Annotated in this window: 20 protein-coding genes; 16 read left to right on the plus strand and 4 right to left on the minus strand. The window is 49.4% G+C overall.

Annotated features, from left to right (window positions below; all coding sequences use genetic code 11):
* Nucleotides 1–581 precede the first annotated feature (581 nt).
* The 6 genes from AC3WT9_RS28635 (at nt 582) to AC3WT9_RS28660 (ending at nt 6,286) form a co-directional block, all read left to right on the plus strand.
* Nucleotides 582–2,510 (plus strand): asparagine synthase-related protein, encoded by a 1,929-nt coding sequence (locus AC3WT9_RS28635; protein WP_341377322.1) that lies wholly within the window; start codon nt 582–584, stop codon nt 2,508–2,510.
* A gap of 31 nt (nt 2,511–2,541) precedes the next feature.
* Nucleotides 2,542–2,667, plus strand: coding sequence for a paeninodin family lasso peptide (locus AC3WT9_RS28640; protein ID WP_038586022.1), 126 nt, complete (start codon nt 2,542–2,544; stop codon nt 2,665–2,667).
* Nucleotides 2,668–2,781: 114 nt separating this feature from the next.
* Entirely contained in the window at nt 2,782–3,714 is a 933-nt protein-coding gene (locus tag AC3WT9_RS28645; protein WP_341377323.1) for an aldolase, read from the plus strand.
* A 4-nt stretch (nt 3,715–3,718) separates the two neighbouring features.
* Entirely contained in the window at nt 3,719–4,018 is a 300-nt protein-coding gene (locus AC3WT9_RS28650) for a lasso peptide biosynthesis PqqD family chaperone (protein WP_341377324.1), read from the plus strand.
* Complete coding sequence (locus AC3WT9_RS28655; RefSeq protein WP_340894779.1) at nt 4,015–4,473, plus strand: lasso peptide biosynthesis B2 protein; 459 nt, start codon at nt 4,015–4,017, stop codon at nt 4,471–4,473. Before AC3WT9_RS28650 ends, AC3WT9_RS28655 begins: the two co-directional genes overlap by 4 nt.
* Before the next feature lie 13 nt (nt 4,474–4,486).
* The gene (locus tag AC3WT9_RS28660; RefSeq protein ID WP_341377325.1) at nt 4,487–6,286 is read left to right on the plus strand and encodes an ABC transporter ATP-binding protein; all 1,800 of its coding nucleotides are present in this window, start codon (nt 4,487–4,489) and stop codon (nt 6,284–6,286) included.
* Between the two features lie 1,181 nt (nt 6,287–7,467).
* Here AC3WT9_RS28660 and AC3WT9_RS28665 read toward each other — a convergent pair.
* Both AC3WT9_RS28665 and AC3WT9_RS28670 read right to left on the minus strand, forming a co-directional pair.
* Nucleotides 7,468–8,652: a nucleotidyltransferase domain-containing protein gene (locus AC3WT9_RS28665; RefSeq protein ID WP_341089854.1), complete on the minus strand. Its 1,185-nt coding sequence runs from the start codon at nt 8,650–8,652 to the stop codon at nt 7,468–7,470.
* 285 nt (nt 8,653–8,937) lie between these two features.
* Complete coding sequence (locus AC3WT9_RS28670) at nt 8,938–9,417, minus strand: hypothetical protein (protein WP_341377326.1); 480 nt, start codon at nt 9,415–9,417, stop codon at nt 8,938–8,940.
* A 262-nt stretch (nt 9,418–9,679) separates the two neighbouring features.
* On the opposite strand from AC3WT9_RS28670, the gene AC3WT9_RS28675 reads away from it, so the two are divergent.
* From AC3WT9_RS28675 to AC3WT9_RS28695, 5 genes are all read left to right on the plus strand, one after another.
* Entirely contained in the window at nt 9,680–10,204 is a 525-nt protein-coding gene (locus AC3WT9_RS28675; protein WP_341377327.1) for an aminoglycoside phosphotransferase family protein, read from the plus strand.
* Nucleotide 10,205: 1 nt separating this feature from the next.
* Entirely contained in the window at nt 10,206–10,583 is a 378-nt protein-coding gene (locus AC3WT9_RS28680; RefSeq protein WP_341377328.1) for an aminoglycoside phosphotransferase family protein, read from the plus strand.
* Nucleotides 10,584–10,741: 158 nt separating this feature from the next.
* Nucleotides 10,742–11,182: a HEAT repeat domain-containing protein gene (locus AC3WT9_RS28685; RefSeq protein ID WP_038586039.1), complete on the plus strand. Its 441-nt coding sequence runs from the start codon at nt 10,742–10,744 to the stop codon at nt 11,180–11,182.
* Between the two features lie 175 nt (nt 11,183–11,357).
* Nucleotides 11,358–11,954, plus strand: coding sequence for a hypothetical protein (locus AC3WT9_RS28690; RefSeq protein WP_341089857.1), 597 nt, complete (start codon nt 11,358–11,360; stop codon nt 11,952–11,954).
* A 75-nt stretch (nt 11,955–12,029) separates the two neighbouring features.
* Nucleotides 12,030–12,923: a CPBP family intramembrane glutamic endopeptidase gene (locus AC3WT9_RS28695; RefSeq protein ID WP_341089858.1), complete on the plus strand. Its 894-nt coding sequence runs from the start codon at nt 12,030–12,032 to the stop codon at nt 12,921–12,923.
* Nucleotides 12,924–13,050: 127 nt separating this feature from the next.
* Here the strand turns inward: AC3WT9_RS28695 and AC3WT9_RS28700 are convergent, their stop codons facing one another.
* A complete protein-coding gene (locus AC3WT9_RS28700) occupies nt 13,051–14,592 on the minus strand; it encodes an acetate--CoA ligase (RefSeq protein WP_341380317.1) in 1,542 nt (513 codons plus the stop codon).
* Nucleotides 14,593–15,017: 425 nt separating this feature from the next.
* On the opposite strand from AC3WT9_RS28700, the gene AC3WT9_RS28705 reads away from it, so the two are divergent.
* From AC3WT9_RS28705 to AC3WT9_RS28715, 3 genes are all read left to right on the plus strand, one after another.
* On the plus strand, nt 15,018–15,869 hold the full coding sequence (locus AC3WT9_RS28705) for a hypothetical protein (protein ID WP_342481115.1): 852 nt from the start codon (nt 15,018–15,020) through the stop codon (nt 15,867–15,869).
* A gap of 57 nt (nt 15,870–15,926) precedes the next feature.
* Nucleotides 15,927–16,454: a GNAT family N-acetyltransferase gene (locus AC3WT9_RS28710; protein WP_342481116.1), complete on the plus strand. Its 528-nt coding sequence runs from the start codon at nt 15,927–15,929 to the stop codon at nt 16,452–16,454.
* A gap of 159 nt (nt 16,455–16,613) precedes the next feature.
* A complete protein-coding gene (locus AC3WT9_RS28715) occupies nt 16,614–17,309 on the plus strand; it encodes a stalk domain-containing protein (protein ID WP_342481117.1) in 696 nt (231 codons plus the stop codon).
* A gap of 94 nt (nt 17,310–17,403) precedes the next feature.
* Here the strand turns inward: AC3WT9_RS28715 and AC3WT9_RS28720 are convergent, their stop codons facing one another.
* Nucleotides 17,404–17,529 (minus strand): DUF4023 family protein, encoded by a 126-nt coding sequence (locus tag AC3WT9_RS28720; protein WP_341089863.1) that lies wholly within the window; start codon nt 17,527–17,529, stop codon nt 17,404–17,406.
* Between the two features lie 271 nt (nt 17,530–17,800).
* On the opposite strand from AC3WT9_RS28720, the gene AC3WT9_RS28725 reads away from it, so the two are divergent.
* Nucleotides 17,801–18,448, plus strand: coding sequence for a TetR/AcrR family transcriptional regulator (locus AC3WT9_RS28725; protein WP_341089867.1), 648 nt, complete (start codon nt 17,801–17,803; stop codon nt 18,446–18,448).
* Between the two features lie 13 nt (nt 18,449–18,461).
* Complete coding sequence (locus AC3WT9_RS28730; protein ID WP_341377333.1) at nt 18,462–19,670, plus strand: Acg family FMN-binding oxidoreductase; 1,209 nt, start codon at nt 18,462–18,464, stop codon at nt 19,668–19,670.
* The last annotated feature ends 373 nt before the right edge of the window (nt 19,671–20,043 follow it).

The raw sequence follows: 20,043 nt of genomic DNA on the forward strand, positions 1-20,043 counted from the left end.
GCAGGGATCGCTTGCCCATAAGAGGAGGTTGCTCCTCTGTTCGCAAGAATCCACCCCTTCAAGCGTCAGCTAAATGGTGGAGATTCAATTGACACAATAGCCACTCCTTAATCCTTATATTTAGGATGTTGCTTGTCTGGTGGCTGACTGATCAGGTTGCCGATACTATTAATTATAGTAAGCAATGGCCGAACAACAATCAACCGACGGCACTAACTATTCCCGGAAGCAGTAATATCGAACTTACTACCAACGGAGACATGTACTCTCACCGTCCCAGGATCTCTCCTGGACGGTTTTTTCTATGTGGAAATAATATCCTGTTGTACCTCTTACATGCAATCTAGAACCCGTTACGGTCAAAAGAGTTATTTTGTCATACCACAAAAGTCTACTGAGGTCAATACGCTAAAGGATACCTAAAAGTAGTCTCAGGTGCTATTCACAATGAATGGCAATACCGTTATCTTATATATTAAGAAGTGTTCTTTATTAAGAACTATTAAAATATAAACGCTGGAAAACTCCTGCCGGGTTTTAAGAGCCGAGTGGAGATTTTTTATACAGGTGGAGGCCACAAAATGAGCGCAATCGCCGGTATCTGCCAATTGCAGCACCATAATCTTAATCCTGATCAGGGACCGGGTCTTATGCAGCAGCTGAGCCGTTATCCTGCGGATGATGCGAGGGGCTGGCAGGGTCAGGGGATTTTCCTCGGTTGCCGTGCGCAGTGGATTACTCCACAATCCTTGAACGAAAAGCTGCCGTTTTATGATCCCGAGCGGAGGCTGGCAATTACAGCGGATGCCATTATCGACAACCGCAGCGAGCTGTTTGGGCAGCTTCAGGTGCCCTATGAAGACCGGGACACCATACCCGACAGCTTGCTCATCCTGCTCGCCTACGAGAAGTGGGGAGATCAGACACCTGTTCACCTGATAGGAGACTTTGCCTTCATGATTTGGGACGAGCGCAAGCGATCTCTTTTCGGAGCCAGAGATTTCTCCGGCAACCGGACGCTCTATTTTCATAGATCCACTGAAAGTTTCGCTTTTTGCACAGTTATTCATCCGCTGCTGTCTATGCCGGGTGTAAGCCACAAGCTGAATGAAGAATGGGTCTCAGAGTTTCTGGCTATTCAGAATAGAGTCGATGCTACGGACTGCTTTTCAACGGTTTATCAAGCTATTGAACAGCTGCCGCCTTCGCATTCCATGACCATAACCGGGGAGAAAATTACATTCTCCCGTTACTTTATATTGCAGGCACCGCCTAAACTGCGTCTTGGCTCCAACGGGGAATACGAGGAAGCCTTCCGCGAAGTATTCGGACAAGCGGTCAAAGACAGGCTTCGGACCCATCTTGCCGCCGGTGCCAACCTGAGCGGGGGGCTTGATTCCGGCTCGGTAGTCAGCTTCGCTGCTGAAGAGCTCCGTCGCCGCGGGAAACCATTGCATACCTTCAGTTATTATCCTGTAGACAGCTTTACCGGTTTTAATCTGGGCAAAAGGGTAGCTGATGAGCGTCCCTTTATTCAGGAGACGATTGATCATGTAGGGAATATTCAGCCGAGCTTTCTGAACTTTCCCGAGCAGAGTCCTTATACCGAGATTGACGAATGGCTGGATATTCTGGAGATGCCCTACAAGTTCATTGAAAATTCTTACTGGCTTAAAGGCATATTTGAACAGGCACAACAGCAGGGGCTTGGTGTTCTGCTGAGTGGACAAAGAGGCAATTGGAGTGTTTCCTGGGGACCTGCACTGGATTATCAGGCCAAGCTGATTCGTGAATTCCGGTGGCTCTCTTTTTACCGTGAGAATAAGCAATACAATCAGTCGATGGAAGCGAACCGCAGAAAGGTGCTGCAGATTGTCGGCAAAAAGGCCTTTCCGTCGCTTGAGCGGCTGCTGCCCCGCAAACGGGAGATGCAGCTTGAGCTGATTCATCCCGATTTTGCCAAACGAACGGAGGTCCATGAACGTCTTCGGGAATTCAATATGGACCGTAGACCCTCTTCGCAGACTGTTTATGATATCCGTCAGAAGCATTTTGAGCAGCCGTATATCTGGAATGTCAACGGAACAGTGGCTACCAAGATGTCGCTGAAGTACCGGGTATGGGACCGTGATCCCACGAATGATCTGCGCGTGATCCGCTTCTGCCTGTCCGTGCCGGAGGGACAGTTTGTCCAGAACGGTGTGGACCGTTCCCTGATTCGCAGGGCCATGGAGGGACGTCTGCCGGATGAGGTCAGAATGAACCGGAAGCAGCGCGGAGTGCAGGGGGCAGACGGGATTCTCCGGATGCTGCCGCAGTGGGATACCTTCCTCGGAGAGCTTCGGGAAATGATTAAGGACCCCCTGACTGCAGCCTACTTGAACAACAACGGGCTTGCGGGATGTTTGGACCGGATTAGTGAGCCTAAACCGGAGATGATTTACAATTCAGAGTTCCGCCTCCTTACACGGGGACTTGTATTTTACCGCTTTCTGAAATCATTATCCTGATAGCAAGACGCCTGAAAGGGGGTGAAAGAATATGAAAAAGGAATACAGCAAGCCTGCTTTGGAAGTGCTCGACGTTAAAATGACTATGGCTGGACCAGGATTTAAACTCGCCGACTCCTTCCAAGATGATCCGGATGAGATCGTGCACTACTCCTAAGACTGCTTTTGGTCGTGCGGCCCTCATCCCCCTATGCTTGCTGAAGGGGGAGAAGGGCTATCTTTTCATCATCACCTTTTAGAATATGTGAATTTACAGGATGGAGTGAATCGTATGGCGAGTATCGTTCAAGGCTTGGCTTATAAAGCATTTGGCCTGCAAATTCATAGTGAATTTCCCTTGCCGGAGCTTCCACTTTCGGACCAGCCGGGGTTGATCGGCAGTGTGTCGGTCATTCAAGAAGACTTGTCGGAGCGTTGGCAGGCCATTCCGAAGGTCACACCCAGCCTGGGTGTATCAGGGAACGAAGTTATGTTTGAGGCCAAGGACACCGCTATTTTCTCCATTCGGGACGGCAGTACGATTACAGTGTCACCTGCACCAGGTGCGGACGGCGACTGTGTACGGCTCTTTATTCTGGGAAGCTGCATGGGCGTTCTGCTGATGCAAAAAAAAATTCTCCCTCTTCACGGCAGTGCGCTTGTACTGGACAACAAGGCTTACGCGCTGGTTGGGCGTTCAGGGGCAGGTAAATCGACACTCGCCTCCTATTTGATGGATCAGGGCCACCTGCTGATCAGCGACGACGTTATTCCCGTTATGGTGCAAAATGGACATCCATTAGCAGTTCCAGGCTATCCGCAGCAAAAGCTATGGCAGCAGAGCTTGGACTATTTGGGAATGAATTCGTCCTCTTACCGCCCGTTATTCGAACGTGAAACCAAATTTGCCGTTCCCGTGCATGACCGCTTCCAGGCTGAACCGCTGCCGCTCGCAGGTGTGTTTGAACTGTCGGCGGCCGGAGAAAGCCCGGTAGCTCTACAGGTCATCAGCGGCCTGGAACGGTTCCATACTTTATTTAATCACACTTATCAAAAGGCAATGATTGACCGGATTGGGATCCGCGAATGGCATTTTGGCATGTTGGCCTCTTTCGTTAACCGGCTGCCGATGTACCGGCTTACCCGTCCTGAAGCAGGCTTCAGTGCCCCGGCACAAGCTTCGCTTATATATGAAACGATCCAACATCAAGTGGAGGAGAGATGAACCTATGAATACTACAAATATTTTGTCCCTCGAAACGGTCCTTGTGCAGCGTGAGGGCAATATCGCCAGTGACATGGACGGCGAGAAAGTCATGCTGAACGTGAAGAATGGCAAGTACTACAATCTGGGTGAGGTTGGCGGAGAGATTTGGTCGGCGCTGGCATCACCGGTTACCGTAACACGGATTGTGGAGACCATTCAGGAGATTTTTGAAGTTTCGGCGGAGCTTGCCGAGCAGGATGTGGTTGCTTTTGTGCAAAGTTTGCTGGATGAGGATCTCGTCGTAATTGTCAGCGGATCATGACAACCCTCCGTCGCATCCGCCTGTTGCTGACCGTTGACAAGGCTGCTGTGGCGCTGATTCCAGAGGCATTATGGAGGCTTTTTCTGGTGAGAATCCAGCTGCTTTTTCCGTTTGCAAGAACGGCTCCACGGCTGGGGATACAGTCTCAGGAGACCTCTGCGGTGTCCAATGCGGCCGATATTCCCCGGATTAAGCATATTACGAAAGCGATTCGTGTCATCAGCCGTTATACGCCCTGGAAGAGCACCTGTATGGTCCGTGCAGTGGCTGGACTACAGATGTTAGAGAGACGCGGGATTGAAAGCACACTCTATATGGGGGTTGCCAGAGATAAGCAAGGTCAAATGATCGCCCATGCCTGGCTGCGCAGCGGAGCTTATTATGTCTCCGGCGATGATGCCATGCAGGGTTTTGTAGTTGTGGAGAAGTTTGCCAAAGTGTTACAAGCCGAGTAATCGAGGTGGGACCATGCAAGCCATAATCTATTACATCCGGCAGCTTCAGCGCTTGTCCGGAGTCAAACTGTACCTTAACCTGCTTGGCATGGTCATCAGCGGACTGCTGGAGAGCTCAGCCATTCTGCTGCTTGTACCGATGCTGGGAATGGCCGGTATTCAACTAGGCGGAACAGGAGCGGGGTACAGTATTCCTATGCTCGGTTTCCTGTCAGAGCTGCCGCAGACGACGGCGCTTGGGATTGTGCTCGGCGGGTATGTCTTTATCGTGCTTTGTCAAAATTTGATTTCGCGTTTCGTCGCAGTCCGTAATGTGGAGATTCAGCAGAGCTACAGCCGGCAGCTGCGGTATGATGTTTACAGCGCACTTTTGCAGTCGGAGTGGGCCTTTTTCCTCAAAAAGCGCACGTCGGACCTTATTAACGTAATGACCACGGAAATGGCGAGGGTGCTCGCTGGAATCAGCTGTTTTCTGCAGTTTCTCACCTCGCTCCTGTTCACACTGGTACAGATCGGCTTCGCCTTCTGGCTGTCCCCTAAGATGACTCTCTCTGTACTGGTATGTGCGGTCCTGCTGTCCTTGTTCTCCCGCAGATTCATCCGCAAAGCCAAGAGGCTGGGCAGTCGCAGCTCTCAGCTCGGCCAGATGTATCTAGCCGGAATCACGGACCAACTGAACGGAATTAAGGATATCAAAAGCAATAATCTGGAGCATTCCCGGTTGGAATGGCTTCATGGGTTTACCGCTGAGGTCAAAAACGAGCAGCTGGACTATACAAGACTGCGCTCGAATTCCCAGCTGCTGTACAAAATGTCGTCGACGCTCCTGATCGCTGCGTTTATCTTCGTGTCTTTCCGGTTTCTGCACGCAGAGGGCCCAGCTTTCCTGTTGGTTATCCTCGTGTTTGCCCGGCTGTGGCCGACCTTTGCTGCCCTTCAGTCGCTGATGGAGCAGCTCGCCTCCGTACTGCCTTCCTTCAAGCAGCTTCAGGCGCTGCAGGAAGAATGCCTGCAGGCTGCTGAACATGGTGCGGAAGGGGAAAGTGCGAAGCAAGTTGCACCTATGGCTTTGAAGCAAAGCCTGGAAGCCCGGAACGTGAACTTCCGTTATGATCCGCAGGAGCCGCAATATTCGCTCCAGGGGGTGAATGTGGTGATTCCGGCTAATAAGATGACGGCGATTGTCGGACGTTCGGGCGCAGGGAAAAGCACGCTAGTCGATCTGCTCATGGGCCTGATGCAGCCGGAAGCGGGCGAGATCTTGGCCGACGGTCAGTCTGTTTCAGGAGACAACCTGCTGTCTTACCGGCGCTCCATCGGTTATGTAGCGCAGGATCCTTTTCTTTACAACGCGACGATCCGCGATAATCTGACGATGATCAAACCGGATGCCAGCGAGGAAGAACTGTGGGAAGCGCTGGAGTTTGCTTCTTCGGCCGATTTTGTCCGCAAGCTGCCGGAAGGACTGGATACGCTGATCGGTGACCGGGGCATCCGCCTGTCCGGCGGCGAAAGGCAGCGTCTGGTGCTGGCACGCGCGATTATCCGCAAGCCTTCCATCCTGGTCCTGGATGAGGCAACAAGCGCGCTCGATACTGAGAACGAGAAGCGGATTCAGGAAGCGCTCGAACGGCTAAAGCATTCCGTTACGGTAATCGTGATCGCCCACCGGTTGTCCACCATCCGGGGAGCCGATCAGATTCTGGTCATCGACCAGGGGCGGGTCATCCAGCAGGGCGTGTTCGGCGGTCTGGCCTCAGAAAAGGGCGGCATGTTCAGCCGGTTGCTCAGCAGTCAGGAAGAGGCGATGTAGGCGACGCACAGTTTCGGTTGAAGCTGGCGAGGCATGTGCTCGGATAGCAGTCTGTTGTATTCCTACACTAGATTTCACAGATATAGCTGCATATCGGCGGTTCTTCGAAATTTGACTGCAAAAAAGTACAGTAGAATCGAATATACCTGCTTTCGGTGGAATTCTGCTGTACAAAGTGCAATCATCTTCAAACACCATACCAAATTGGCTGATAGATAGGATACCAAAAGCCCCTCGCTGCCGATTTTCGGTAGCGAGAGGCCATGCTATTTGTCTATTTGTCTATTCATTCATTCATTCATTCATTCATTCGTCCATTCGTCTACTCATCTATTCGTCCATTCGCCCGTCATCTATCAATCCCTCTAAGATATCCCAGTCGTCCCCGCACTTGCAACGCTCGGCTCATCCTAAAATTAGTTTACCCAACGTTCCGCACACGCAATGCTCGGCTTATCCTAAAATTAGTTTACCCAACATCCCGCACATGCAACGCTCGGCACATCCTAAACTCAGTTTACCCACCCTGCACACGCGATACCCAGCTCACCCAATGCCCCCCACATCCTTCTCCTGTGTCTTCCTCCATTAAGCACACGAAATCATCACTCCGCCGGAATCTCAAGGTTAGCTTATATAGATGAAGGTTTGATTTGGACAGCAGCCGAGTTAGATGTAGTTACTGCAGCTATTTGGTGCGACTTGATGGTCTGAATCAGCCCGGCGCCGAAGTCTGTCGAGTTAGATGTAGTTACTGCAGCTATTTGGTGCGACAGCGGCTGTTTCTGAGAGTTAGATGTAGTCTGTGCAACTAAAAACAGGAATTTGCTCACTTTTAGCCAAATTCCTTAAAATAGATGTAAGGAGTGCAATTATATCCATATCGAACACGAAAAGCTGGAGTATAACTGCACGAAATACAACTAACCAAACAGAGGGGAAACCCCAACTCGCACCAGTACTCGCACCGGCACCCGCACTATGAACCCGCACCCGCACTATGAACTCGCACCCGCACCCGCACTCGCACTCGCACTCGCACCCAAACCCAAACCCAAACCCAAACCCAAACCCAAACCCAAACCCAAACCCAAACCACAGGCGTGTATCTTCAGTCCACGTTGTACAATTGGTTCTGGCCCGCCCTGTAGCAGCTGCCTTATCACGGTTATGTAAATATGTTAATTCTCTTTGCCGGTTAGTTTTCGCCAAGTCCATAAGAAGGGGCGTAGGGGGAAATAAAGAAAATGCAGTGGCTTCGGCAGGGGCAGCGTTTTCTCATCCACCGCGTAAGGATAAAGGAAGCCCGCTGCATACAGGAACTGATGCCACGGCGTAAGAATCGCCGGTTGATAATATTTGTAATGCCGCTCCACCTCGGGCTCCAGGGGCGGATTGTGCAGATTAACCATTCGTGCCACATAGAAAAGTGCAAGCTGTGCCAACCGGCGGGGCTTCGGCTTGTCCGTCAACCCGGACAGACCGGGAGCAATCGGCGCCTCCAGCAAATCCGCCGCGAGGATCAAGGCTTGCCCACCAACGCTGTCGTAATTATAACGCCGGAGCAGCCCGGTCAACACGCCGGCGTCGGGCTCTTGCAGAAGCAGCTGTTTGATATCCAGCAGCCATCGCAGCCTCGACCAGCCATGCCTTGCGCCATGCGCAGCCAGAAACAGGAACAAATCCTCCCTGCCCAAGTAATGGACGTTTTGTCCGAGCTGGCTGCTTGTCCGTGCATGTTTCCAAAGCTCATCAAAATCAGGCTCCTTAGAAGGCCCGGGACTTAATCGCCAATGAACCTCAACCTTGATGTATTTGGCGGGGTGATTGAAGGTGTTGTGATGTTCGCGCCACTTCCAGTCTCCCAATATACTCTCGAATTCCTCTTCTTTCACGTAACCGAGAGACACCAGCAATGCTTCCGTCTCGGTCAGCTGTTCCATCGGCACAATAAAATCGAGGTCACGCGAGGTTCGCAGCGAGATATCACCGTATAAATCCTGTGCAAGCACCGGACCCTTCAGAAACAGAGAACGGATATTCAGCCGGGCCAGCGATTCGCCGATATTCCCCATTTCACCGCTGAGCTGAAGCATCTGGACGGTATTTCTGCGGTACTCCCATTTCAAACGCTGGGTAACCAAAGACGGTACAGCTTCACCTTGCATGCGGCTAAGCTTAGGATATAAAAAAGGATAAACGCGGTGATGCAGCGATAGCCGGATCATCAGCTCCCAGTCGATATCCGCGAACTGCTCCGGATTCTGTTCCGCCATATCATCGATGTTGTCAGCTGTAAGCAGTGCAAGAAGAAGTAATACTTCCTTAGATAAGCTCCTTTTATCAAGGGTATACCGGTCAGTCATAGAGACTCTCCTTAGTGGAATGTGAACAGATCCGTTGGCGGATTTGTTCTATTTAAAGAACGCATTGTGAGCGTAACACCGTCATCCGAAATTTGTCAATTTTTATGTGGAAGATGTGTATTGTCCTTGCATTGGGCATGTCTTTAATTAAACACACAATGTGCAATAGAAGCATGTAAGAAACTCTATGATTGCCCAAATCCACAATGAAAATTCAAACACTGGAAGCAGTCTGTCGGCGTTTTTGCCATTCTCCATCTCTTTATAGAGCACACGGTTGCCTCTTTATGACTGCCGATTTCTTTCCCGGGAAAAGAGGTCTGTTGTACCATTTGCTCCGTTTCTACCGTTTGCCCTAATCCCTTCGATCCATTGTGCTGTATGATCCACGTTCCAGGCGGCAGCTTCTTCGTGCTCTCCCGAGAGATAGCTGATACGGAGCAGGGAGGAACCTGCTTTTCCGGTTTTGCCCAGATGGGTACGCACGGCCTCCACCCTGTTTATCGTTTCAAGGGGAATGGTTAAGCTTTTGGCCGGAAAATACATCTTGAACATCAGGGAATCTTTGGTCAAGGCCAGCCAGCCGTTTCCGCGGAATTGACCTGGGCCCAGTGAAGAAAGACCATAGAAGTTAGCCGAACGCTCAGAAAATATGATCTCACAGGCGCTCATCTGCTTCCGTACCTGTAGGAATCTCAAGACTAGTCCGACCAATGCAAGGACTGCAATGCAGCCTGCTGTAATAACTGCTGGAATGAGTACCACCTTCTCCTGTTTCTTATTTCGAACAGATTAGGGCTGAAGTGAATCCGTCCCGTACAAAGATTTTACCACTTTCATCCATTACAGGGGAATGAGAGCCCCCACTTTCCGGGTGGATAATTCTGGTTTCTGCCAGTCCGTACTGGATTTCCAGTAGCGTCCATTTATGCTAAGATATTGTTGCCTGAACTGGCGGGAAAAATAATTATAAGCAGAAGCTTGTTTGGGGAATCTCTGTCTTCTAGATCTTAAGGGGGAGAGGAAATTGCATGAGGAGCTAAGCGGAATTCACGGGGCAGAATCGTGGACAATCATTGAACCGGTACTTAAGGGCTGGTCGGAGGATAAAAAGTATTATGTTGAGGATGAGGCCGGGCGCAAGCTGCTGCTGAGGATCTCAGGCATTGAAGCCTTCCAGCGGAAGCAGGCAGAGCATCAGGTTCTAAAACTGTTTAATGAGCTTGATTTTCCGATGTCGCGGGTGATTGATTTCGGAACATGCGGCCAAGGCAGGTATACCTATATGCTGCTGACGTGGGTAGAGGGGCGTCCGCTGGAGGAGTGTCTGCTTATGCTAACAGCTAAGGAACAGTATGAGCTTGGCGTGGAGGCGGGAAAGATATTGAAGCTGATGCACTCCATCCCGAATAGCAATGACCTCCCTCAATGGGAAGAACAGATGCAGGCCAAAATTCTGGCCCGCATCAAAGAATATGAAGACTGCCCGTATTATTTGGAGGGTGATGAGCAAGCTATTGCTTATGTAAAAGAATATCGGGCTGATCCATAACGTGAAAAAGGTCTACCAGCACGGAGACTTTCACATGGGCAATCTCATCTACACTCCTGAAGGCGGGATTGGAGTTATTGATTTCAACCGCTGGGACAACGGAGATTATGTTGAAGAGTTCTATAAGTTGCAGTTTTTTGACAGAGACCGGAGCGTTCCGTTTGCCGTAGGCAAGCTTGAAGGATATTTCGAAGGAACGCCTCCAGAGGAATTTTGGAACAGGCAGGCACTGTACGTGGCTTACAGCTCACTTTTTTCGATTAAGTGGTCGATCCCCTTTGGGGCAGCCGACATTGAATGCATGATGACACGCGGCAGAATGGCGCTGGAGGACTATGATTATTTCTGTAGAGTCATTCCGCGCTGGTATCAGGCATAAGGCACATCGAAGATGCCTGCAATCTATAGAAGACGAGGGTGATTCTGTAGGATTTTTTTTACGGCGTATTAATGTTTGGCCAAAAGATTGAAATCAAGGAGTGCAGTACGGTAGAATTGCACTATCAGCAGATTTAACCAAGAAGGGGATTGTATCGTTTGAATAATGAAGAAGTGAACCAAGAGCTGCCCGAGAATTACGAGGAGCTGAAGAAAGCCGCCGGCCGTTCGGCGGATTGGAGAGCGCGTCTTGCTGCAGTGGAAGAGCTGGGACAGACGAAGCACAAACAAATTATCGATATTCTGAATCGCCTGATGATTAGCGATCCTGTATATACCGTTCAAGAAGCTGCATATGAGAAGCTGAAAGCCTTCGGTGAAGATGTGAAGGTGCCGTCGAAGAATAAGGCAGAGCTGTTCAGAGGCGTATCCAAGATTGCGCTGCGCATCAAGAAGAGTCTCCCTAAAGACCATTCGTATGAAGAGTTCAAGGAAAAGCTGAAGAAGATGAGAATCGACGTCTACGATGCTTACGAAGGTGAGAAGGGCGAGGATTTCGATCAATGGCTGGAGAAGTTGTGGATTTCAGCGACCAAATAGTTAGTAGTGATATAGCGGGGCCAAGGACTGGACAAGTCCTTGGCTCTTCGTTTTTAGTTCCAGCCGATCACTCCATTGCTAAGCCCGGCGGATATATAGTAAGGTGGCAAGAGGAAGAGAACGGAACATTGCAGCAGTAATCTTTTCCTATATCAATTACACAAAGGATGACAACATGAACACTAACCCATCAACCGAAATGCTCTCTGAGCAATTTCAGGAATTTCTTAAGCTCTCCGGGGAATTGCGCCCCAATTATATTGCCAGCCTGGGAAGCCGTCCGGAAGACAGTAACTCTTCAATCAGCAGCATAGTGCCCGAAGTGCCGGAGCTTCTAGAAGTAATCTACAGCACGGTTTCCGGTACCGGCAGCGATGAGGAAGAACCGAGCCTGATTGAGTTCATACCGGGATACAGACTGATTCATATCAAGGAATATAAGCAGGAAATGCAGGTGCTGGCAGGCATTCTGGAGGAGAAGGGCCACCAGACCGACGGAGTGATTCTTCCGGTTCTGACCAATTATGGCAGCGACTTTATTTGCTACTACCGGTCCACTGACGGAACGGAGCGGATTTGCGACCTGCTGCATGACTACGGCGATCTGGTTGTGATGTATGATTCGCCACAGAAATTTCTGGAGACGTTATGTGAATTCTATGAGCAGGAAGTTTATTTTTTGGATGAGGAGGGGTATCTCGACTGCGATTTGGTCAAAGAAGGCGAGGTAGGTGCTGCCCTCAATCCGGCTGCGGAATATTGGGCGGAATAAACCAAATCTGTTGCAGGGTTTATTCCTTTTTTTACCGTCTAATGGACAGACTGGTAATGGGAAGGTGCAGATCAGATGCAAAATCTATTCAGAAATAAAAACCGCCAAATCAGAGCAGGATGGGAGATACTGCTGCTGACAGCGGCAATATTTGCTATTACAATGATTGTCTCGTTTGGGGTCTCGCTGCGGGTGGATTCCCGGCAATGGTTCGACCAAGACGGCTGGGTGAGGATATTCAAATCAGATGGTCTTTATACGTTTATCACTGTATGGTTCACGATGCGTGTCCTGCATAAACTTCCCTTAACCTCTATCGGATTTTCGCGGCCTGACGGAGCCAGATTCATTCAAGGATTCATTAGCGGTGTGCTACTCTTGACATGTATTGCTCTGCTGCTGTGGGGCCTCGGCTCAGCAACTTTTCAGGGGGAGTGGGCCAATCCTCAATTTATGCGGCTAGATATCGTTGATCTGGTCATCACCGCAATCCTAGCTGGAATCTGCGAAGAAATTCTGTTCAGAGGATTTATTCAGCATCTGCTGGCTAGTCGCGTGGGCCTTTATTGGGCCGTGGCCATCACCTCTGTACTGTTCTCACTGGCGCATATGGCCAATCCGGGCTACAACGGGATCTGCTTTCTTAATATTGTGTTGATAGCCCTTATCTTCTCAACGATGGTCATCCGGACAGGAAACTTATATTTTGCGATAGCTCTGCACATCTCGTGGAATCTGTTTCAAGGGTATGTACTGGGCATCGCAGTCAGCGGAAATATACCACATGGGTTGTATTCGCTGAAATTAACGGGTGCCGATTGGATGACCGGAGGAGAGTTTGGAGTAGAGGGAAGTCTTGTAACAACGCTTGTGCTTGGGTTGGTTTTTGTTTTTATGCTATTGGCCGTCAAACGCGTAGCGGGAATGAGGAATACGATGGGCGGGGGCTTCGGTTCAGTTACTCGTTGATGTCGCTGCTGCTTTAAGCAGTCCGAATGATAAAATTGATACTGTACCCGCAATAAAGAGCAGCCTGAATCCGGGCTGCTCTTTGTTAGGATTGTATACTGATACGATACTTAGCTACTGTCATCTATTACCCCTGCACAGACCGCTTCTCCTGCTCCCGCAGCTCAATTCTCCGTATTTTGCCGGAGGTAGTCTTCGGAAGATCCGTGATGAATTCAATTTTGCGCGGATACTTATAAGGGGCTGTCATTTCCTTGACATGACTCTGCAATTCCTTAATCAGCTCCGGTGTGCCTGCGCTGTTGTCCTTCAGCACGACAAAGGCTTTTACGATCGAGCCGCGGATCTCGTCAGGGCTGGCCACAACTGCGCATTCTTTAACCATGGCATGCTTCATCAGGGCTTCTTCCACTTCAAAAGGACCGATGGTGTAGCCTGAGCTGATGATGATATCGTCTCCCCGGCCTTCAAACCAGAAATAGCCATCCTCATCTTTGCGCGCCCGGTCTCCGGTGACAAAATATTCTCCGTGGGAGCAATTCGCCTTGCGTTCAGGGTCTTTGTAATAGTTCTGGAACAGGGCAGGCATGCTTAAATGCACGGCGATATCGCCGACAACACCCGCAGGAACCGGCTGCCCTTCCTCATTAATCACCTCGACAATGCCCGGCGCGATGGATTGGCCCATAGACCCGACACGGATAGGCTGATCTTTCAGCGCAGCAATGATCAGCGTGCTTTCCGTCTGGCCGTAGCCGTCGCGGATGGTAATGTCAAAATGCTGTTGGAAGGTCCGGATGACCTCCTCGTTCAGAGGTTCGCCGGCGGATACGGCACAGCGCAGTTTTGACAGGTCATATTGCGGCAGTCCTTCAGCCTTGGCCATTAAGCGGTATTCCGTCGGAGTGCAGCATAATACCTGAATGGCTTGATCCTGAAGCAGCTGCAGATACCGGTCCGGATGGAATGGACCATTGTAGACAAAGCCGGTGGCTCCATTGCCGAGCACAGTTAAGAACGGACTCCAGATCCATTTTTGCCAGCCCGGTGCTGCAGTTGCCCAGACGGTATCTGATTCGCGGATGTCCAGCCATAGGGATGAGGTGATCCGCAGGTGCGCATATCCCCAGCCATGTGTATGAACTACGGCTTTAGGGTTGCCGGTAGTGCCGGAGGTATAAGCAAGGATGGCAATATCGTCGCGGCGGCTGGCTACGGCCGGGAAAGTATCCGGCTTGTCCGCCATAAGGCTCTCCAAACTGATCCAGCCTTCACCAAGGTCATCTTCATGTCCGGATACGGAGAGACGGTAATCTAAGGCCGGCAGATCTTCGGCGATTTTGTTAACTTCTGCGGTAACTTCAGACCAGACGATTACAGCTCTCGCTTCCGAATGGCGCAGGCGGTAGGATAAATCCTTCGCCCGGAGCATCTCGGAGGAAGGGATAACGGCGAGCCCGAGCTTCAGGCAGGCGAGATAGATTGCGTAGGCAATAATGCGGCGCGGAACCATGACCAGCACACGGTCACCTTGTTGAAGTCCGAGTTCTTTAAGGCCGCCGGCAAGCCGGTTAGCTTGTCCTAGCAGCTTTCCGTAGGTAATTTCCTCGTACCCGCCATCCTCATGCAACCATTTAAGCGCAATCTTATCGGAAGGATGCTGCTCCATTTCCGAAGTCAGATTGTAGAATTCCGGTGCGATCCAATGCTGATTGTCCAAATGAACCTCTCCTATATAAACGTAATGGTATATCCATACTCTATAGTATAGCACTTTACTTAGTACCAGATGCTAATTTGAGGTGATGTGAAGATGGGTAAGAGAAGGTTCTGTGACTATTTTGTTATAATGCCTATATAAAGGCGTGAGAGTTATTCGCAGATCCGTGCGCTGGTTACCCCTCCTGAGCGAAGCGGAAGCCTGGATTTAGGTGTAACGCCATCCGCAGTTGCAGTACAAGGACATCTGAGAGGGGAAAAATGTAATTTATAGTCATATTTTGAGAAAAATTATCAAAATTTAGACCATTCAAGCTTTGGAAGACTTATAATATATAGATTAAAGAACTTCACGAAAGATAAGGAGACTCCAGCATGCTTTTTAAACCGATCCCTGTTATAACGGGATTCTTAACAATGTCCTGCTTATTGTCAGCCTGCAGTAGCCGGCCTGTGGCTGCCGGTAATCTTTCAGCGGATTCTTCGTCCATTCCGTCACCTTTCGTTTCACAGGGGGCACAAGCTAATCCTGGCGCTTCCGTCATACCGGCTGTTCCCGGACCGTCTAACTCAGCGGCGGAACCAAATGTACTCTCTATTCAATTAAAAGGAATGACTTATTTCTTCCCAGGCCACAATGTTGCGACGAAGCGTTATAATTTTGCAGCCGCAACCTCAACCGGGATCGTCTGGTCACCTGCTCCCCCAATGGAGGGGGAAGGTACTGATCCGGCAGGTATCCCGCTGGAGCCTTTCACCATTTATCTTAGCGATCCGGCGGATATCGAGCTGAATGCTGCGAAGGCCCGTAAGCTTTGGACGCTGGCATTGCCGGAGGCTTCCGATGAATATACAAAGCTCAATAGTCTGCAGGGTGTAGGTGAATATGTAGTCTACCATACGTACACCATGTTCCGGGGAGGCGCACAGGCGTTGAGGAACCAGGCTTGGGCGCTGAAAACCGGCGATCCGGCGGACAATATTGAAATTCTCTCCTTTCGTACCGCAGGCGGTTACTTCTATAGTTGGGGAATCGAGGAACAGGACAAGCTATATGTATCGGTGAGCCAGCTTCCTGATGGCGATGGCAGCTATGAATATGAAGTATATGTATATTCTCTTGAACAGGAACGGAAGACGGAAATGAAACAGTTTATGTTAGATAACAATATGATTAAGTTTCAATATAATGGAAGGTCATATTCCGTTAAGCTGCAGCAGGGCTAGACCTTTTGAACAGCAGTCTAAACGATACACACTTTATCAGAAAGCAGGCAGTTGATTATGGGCCCTACAACCTTTGATGAGATATTTGGTATTATGAAATCTTCTTTTCCAGAGAGTGAAATTAGAACCTACAGCGGGCAGCGATCTTTGCTGCACAACCCTAACTACCGCCTGTTCACTGAGCAGGACGCTAAGGGGAGGACGCTCGCCTTTTTGGCAGCGTGGGAGTTTCCGGCTCTGCGTTTTGTCGAGCATATAGCAGTAGATCCCGGCATCAGGGGAGGAGGACTCGGCAAAAAGCTGATGCTCAATTATATCGGCCGTTCGGACATTCCTATTCTGCTGGAGGTAGAGCCGCCAAGCGGGGAACTGGAGCAGCGGAGAATCGGGTTTTATGAGCGGCTTGGCTTTCACCTCAATGCCTATGAGTATAACCAGCCCCCGCTCCGTACAGGACAGGCTGATCTGCCGCTGCGCATTATGACGTATCCCTGCCCGATAAACCGGGAGGAATTCCATCAGTACAGGGAAATCCTGTACACTGAGGTGTATAAAGTTACAGCACCAGGAGATCGTCCATACTGATTCATTCCATAAACAGCCCGCGCTATCGCAAAGATAGGCGGGCTGTTCTGCTTGGAAATCCTTCTTTACAATCCGGATACAAGTTAGAAACAAGTTCATGATTAAATTGAACTATAGCAAAGGACATAACAAACCAACTCGCAAGGGAGACGATATTCAATGAAAAGCAAAAAAATGATCATAGCAACGATGGTATTCGGTATGGCGGTTACGGGCTCGGCAGGTGTGTACGCAGGAACAAATCTGCAAAAGATTAGTGCCTATCTGAACCATAGCATTGGCTTCCAAGTAAACGGAGCGGATTATACGCCGGTAGACGGTAATGGCAAAACACTGGCTCCTATTACTTATAATAATACGACTTACTTGCCTGTACGTGCGATGGCGGATGTGCTGAAGGTGCCGGTGGCCTTCGACGCCTCATCCAACCAGGTGATCCTGGGTACCAATAACAGCTCAGCTGTTACGTTAGCCGCCGTTCCATACAGCGCTGAGCAAAAACAGGAGATCAACAAGGCATTCGCAAACTTCCAGGGCTTTGAGACTGCTTATGCTCCATTCAAAATGACCAGCGGAGATACTTTCCAGAAAGTTGACGGCAGCGGGGATGGGGTAAGCTTCCTGTTCAAACATATGAGAGTGGTTATTTCTCCCCGCGATTACTCTGATTCGTATGATGGAGCTACAGTGAAGCTGTCGAACGGAACGGAAGGCAAATGGTACACGCCTAGTGATCTTGCAATGATGACCTTCAAAGTAGCTGACCGCTATGTCACCATCAGCTCCCCGGATAAATCGTTAAGTAAAGCACAGTTGGAGAATGTAGCCGTAAGCGTGGCGAAATTGAGCAAATAAGCAACCAGTCCTTCGGATCTAAGGTCCATAAAGGCCTTCGGCAAAAAAGAGGGGATGCCTGGCAAAGCCACCGGCTCTGCAGACATCCCCTTGTCTATTTATTTGTACCATGTTGTTTAGTTGGCAGCGCTGCTTCTGGTGACCCCTTCCCCCGGCGTTTGTTCTTCTCCGCCTTCCGCTGATTTTCTTGAAACTTCTCCACAAATTCATGAGTATTCATGCTGAACCTCCTAAAAGTATTGTAAGCATCCGATTCTCGGGTCCACTTCGTACATAACTCGCTTCGGAAGCATAGGCCTTAACCAAACTGCTGTTTGTTACTGTAACCATATAGGCATCAAATCATTCACATTGAGCGGTAAGTGACTGTTCAACATGCTGCCGGTCTTTTCTGGAGCAATCCAATGGTTGACAAAACATTTAAAATGGAGCAAAGTAAACTAATAGTTTACTTTGAAACACTATAGTGTAATATGGGGGCGGCAAAACCATTGGGAATCGATCAACGCAGGGAGAAGGAAAAACAGATCCGCCGAAATGACATCCTGGAAGCGGCGGAGCATGTCTTTTTTACCAAAGGATACAATCAGGCGACTATGGACGATGTGGCTAAAGCGGCTGAGTTCAGTAAAAGAACCGTATACGTGTATTTCAACAGCAAGGAGCAAATCTATTTTGAAATTATGATTCGGGGCTATAGGCTGATGATCGGTTTGCTGAAGCAGAAAATCCAGAATGCAGGCGCAGTTACAGCTATAGAGAGTCTGAGGCAAATGGGAGATGTTTTTTACAGCTTCAGCAGGCAGCATCCGGAATACTTCAAGGCCATTATTGAATATGAGACCGCAGAGCTCGATTTTGAGAGTGGGGTGACGGACGAGGCAAGGGATGAATGTTATGCCCTGGGTGAAGAAATGACGGAATATTTGGTTGGACTTTTGCGTCAGGGGATGGATGAGGGGGAGATCCGCAAGGACCTGGATGTGGTAAAAACAGCTCTCGTACTTTGGTCTTGTGTAATTGGTGTGCTGAATACTGCGCATAAGAAGGAAAAATACATCCGCCACATGCATTCTACAACATCGGATGAACTGGTTACGGCAGCATTTACTCTCATGCTTGAGTCTATCCGTAACTAAAGGGGGAGAGAACATGACAGGGATAAGGTGGAGAAGTCGGGTGATTCTCATTCTTTCAGCGATTGGCGTTTTGCTTGTCATAACTTTTGCTTCATTAATGTTTATTAGTGGAGTCTTCCGGGAGCAGAAGTATCTGCAGCCTTGGAAGCCGAGCTATTCTGCTGCAATCACGGACCCGAGGGTGCAATTGGCTGCGCATGGGCTTTTGGCTGCCAGCAGCCACAACATGCAGCCTTGGAAGATCAAATTGGACAGCAGCAATCCGCTGAAGTTTGCTCTGTATGCGGATAGTGAACGTTTATCGCCTGCAGTTGATCCATATGCGCGGCAGTTCATGGTTTCGCAGGGGACTTTTTTAGAATATGTCAGGGTTGCTGGAAAAGAACTGGGTTATGAGACAGCGATTGAGCTGTTTCCGGAAGGTGACTATGATGAGAAGAGACTTGTGCAGAGTATGCGTACCAAACCTGTAGCGGTCATCACTCTCACCCGAATGAACTCTGTGAGCCATCCGCTCTACAAGTATTTATTCCTTTCGGACACCAACAGAGGGGCTTACCGATCGGATGCACTGCGTGCCGAGCAGGTGGATGAGCTGCAGGGTCTTCAAGAGAATAAGGATATTTCCTTAAAAATTGTTCAAGATCCGGATAATAAGAAGCGGCTTGCAACATACATAACAGAAGCGTCTATTGTTGAGGCGGGCGTCGATACGGTAATGGAAGAGTCAGCAAGGATATTCCGATCTAATGAAAAAGAGAAGAATAAATATCGTTATGGCTTCTCCGTAGAGGGGCAGGGAACGGATGGACTTATGCGTCATATGCTGCAAGGTCTGGTTACACTGTTTCCTTCGCTGAACAAGGGAGAGGCTGCTTCCAAGCAATTCATCACATCGACTGAAACTTCCGTAAACAACACGCCTGCCTTTGCCATGATTCGTTCTGCCGACAACAGCCGCTTGAGCCAGGTCCGCAGCGGAATGTTATACAGCAGGCTGGTGCTGTCCGCTCACCGTTTGGGGCTTGCCATACAGCCTTTAAGCCAGGTGTTGGAGGAATATCCTGAAATGAGCAGGCTATATAGCGATATTCACCGCAGTTATGCAGCAGATGGAGAGACTATTCAAATGCTCATGCGTATCGGTATTCCAGTAAAAATAGCGCCTTTAAGCTTGAGAAGAGATGTACACGAATTGCTAATCAGCGAGTCTTCAGAATAATAAAGCTGAAAAGGGGGAATATAAATAAAGTGTTGCAATGTTCTGAAATACATGATATATTCTATTTCTGGCCGCGAAACATCAACGCCGGGCTCGTAAAAGAAGTTAAAAAAAGAGCTTGCATTGATCGGCTGGATGTGATATATTATAAGAGTTGCTGGTGACGAGATAATCGACACTGACAACGAGCTTGATCTTTGAAAACTGAACAACGAGTGAGTATGGAAATCACGCAAGTGAGATCCAAAACTGATGAGTTTTCACAGCGTATTTATACGCTTTAGAAATTTCATCGTGAGAATGTAAATTCTCGTCAGATGTTTCAAATTGAGCAATCGCTCTTTCTAAATACCAATTTGGAGAGTTTGATCCT

The sequence above is a fragment of the Paenibacillus sp. EB106-06-01-XG199 genome (assembly GCF_058791575.1).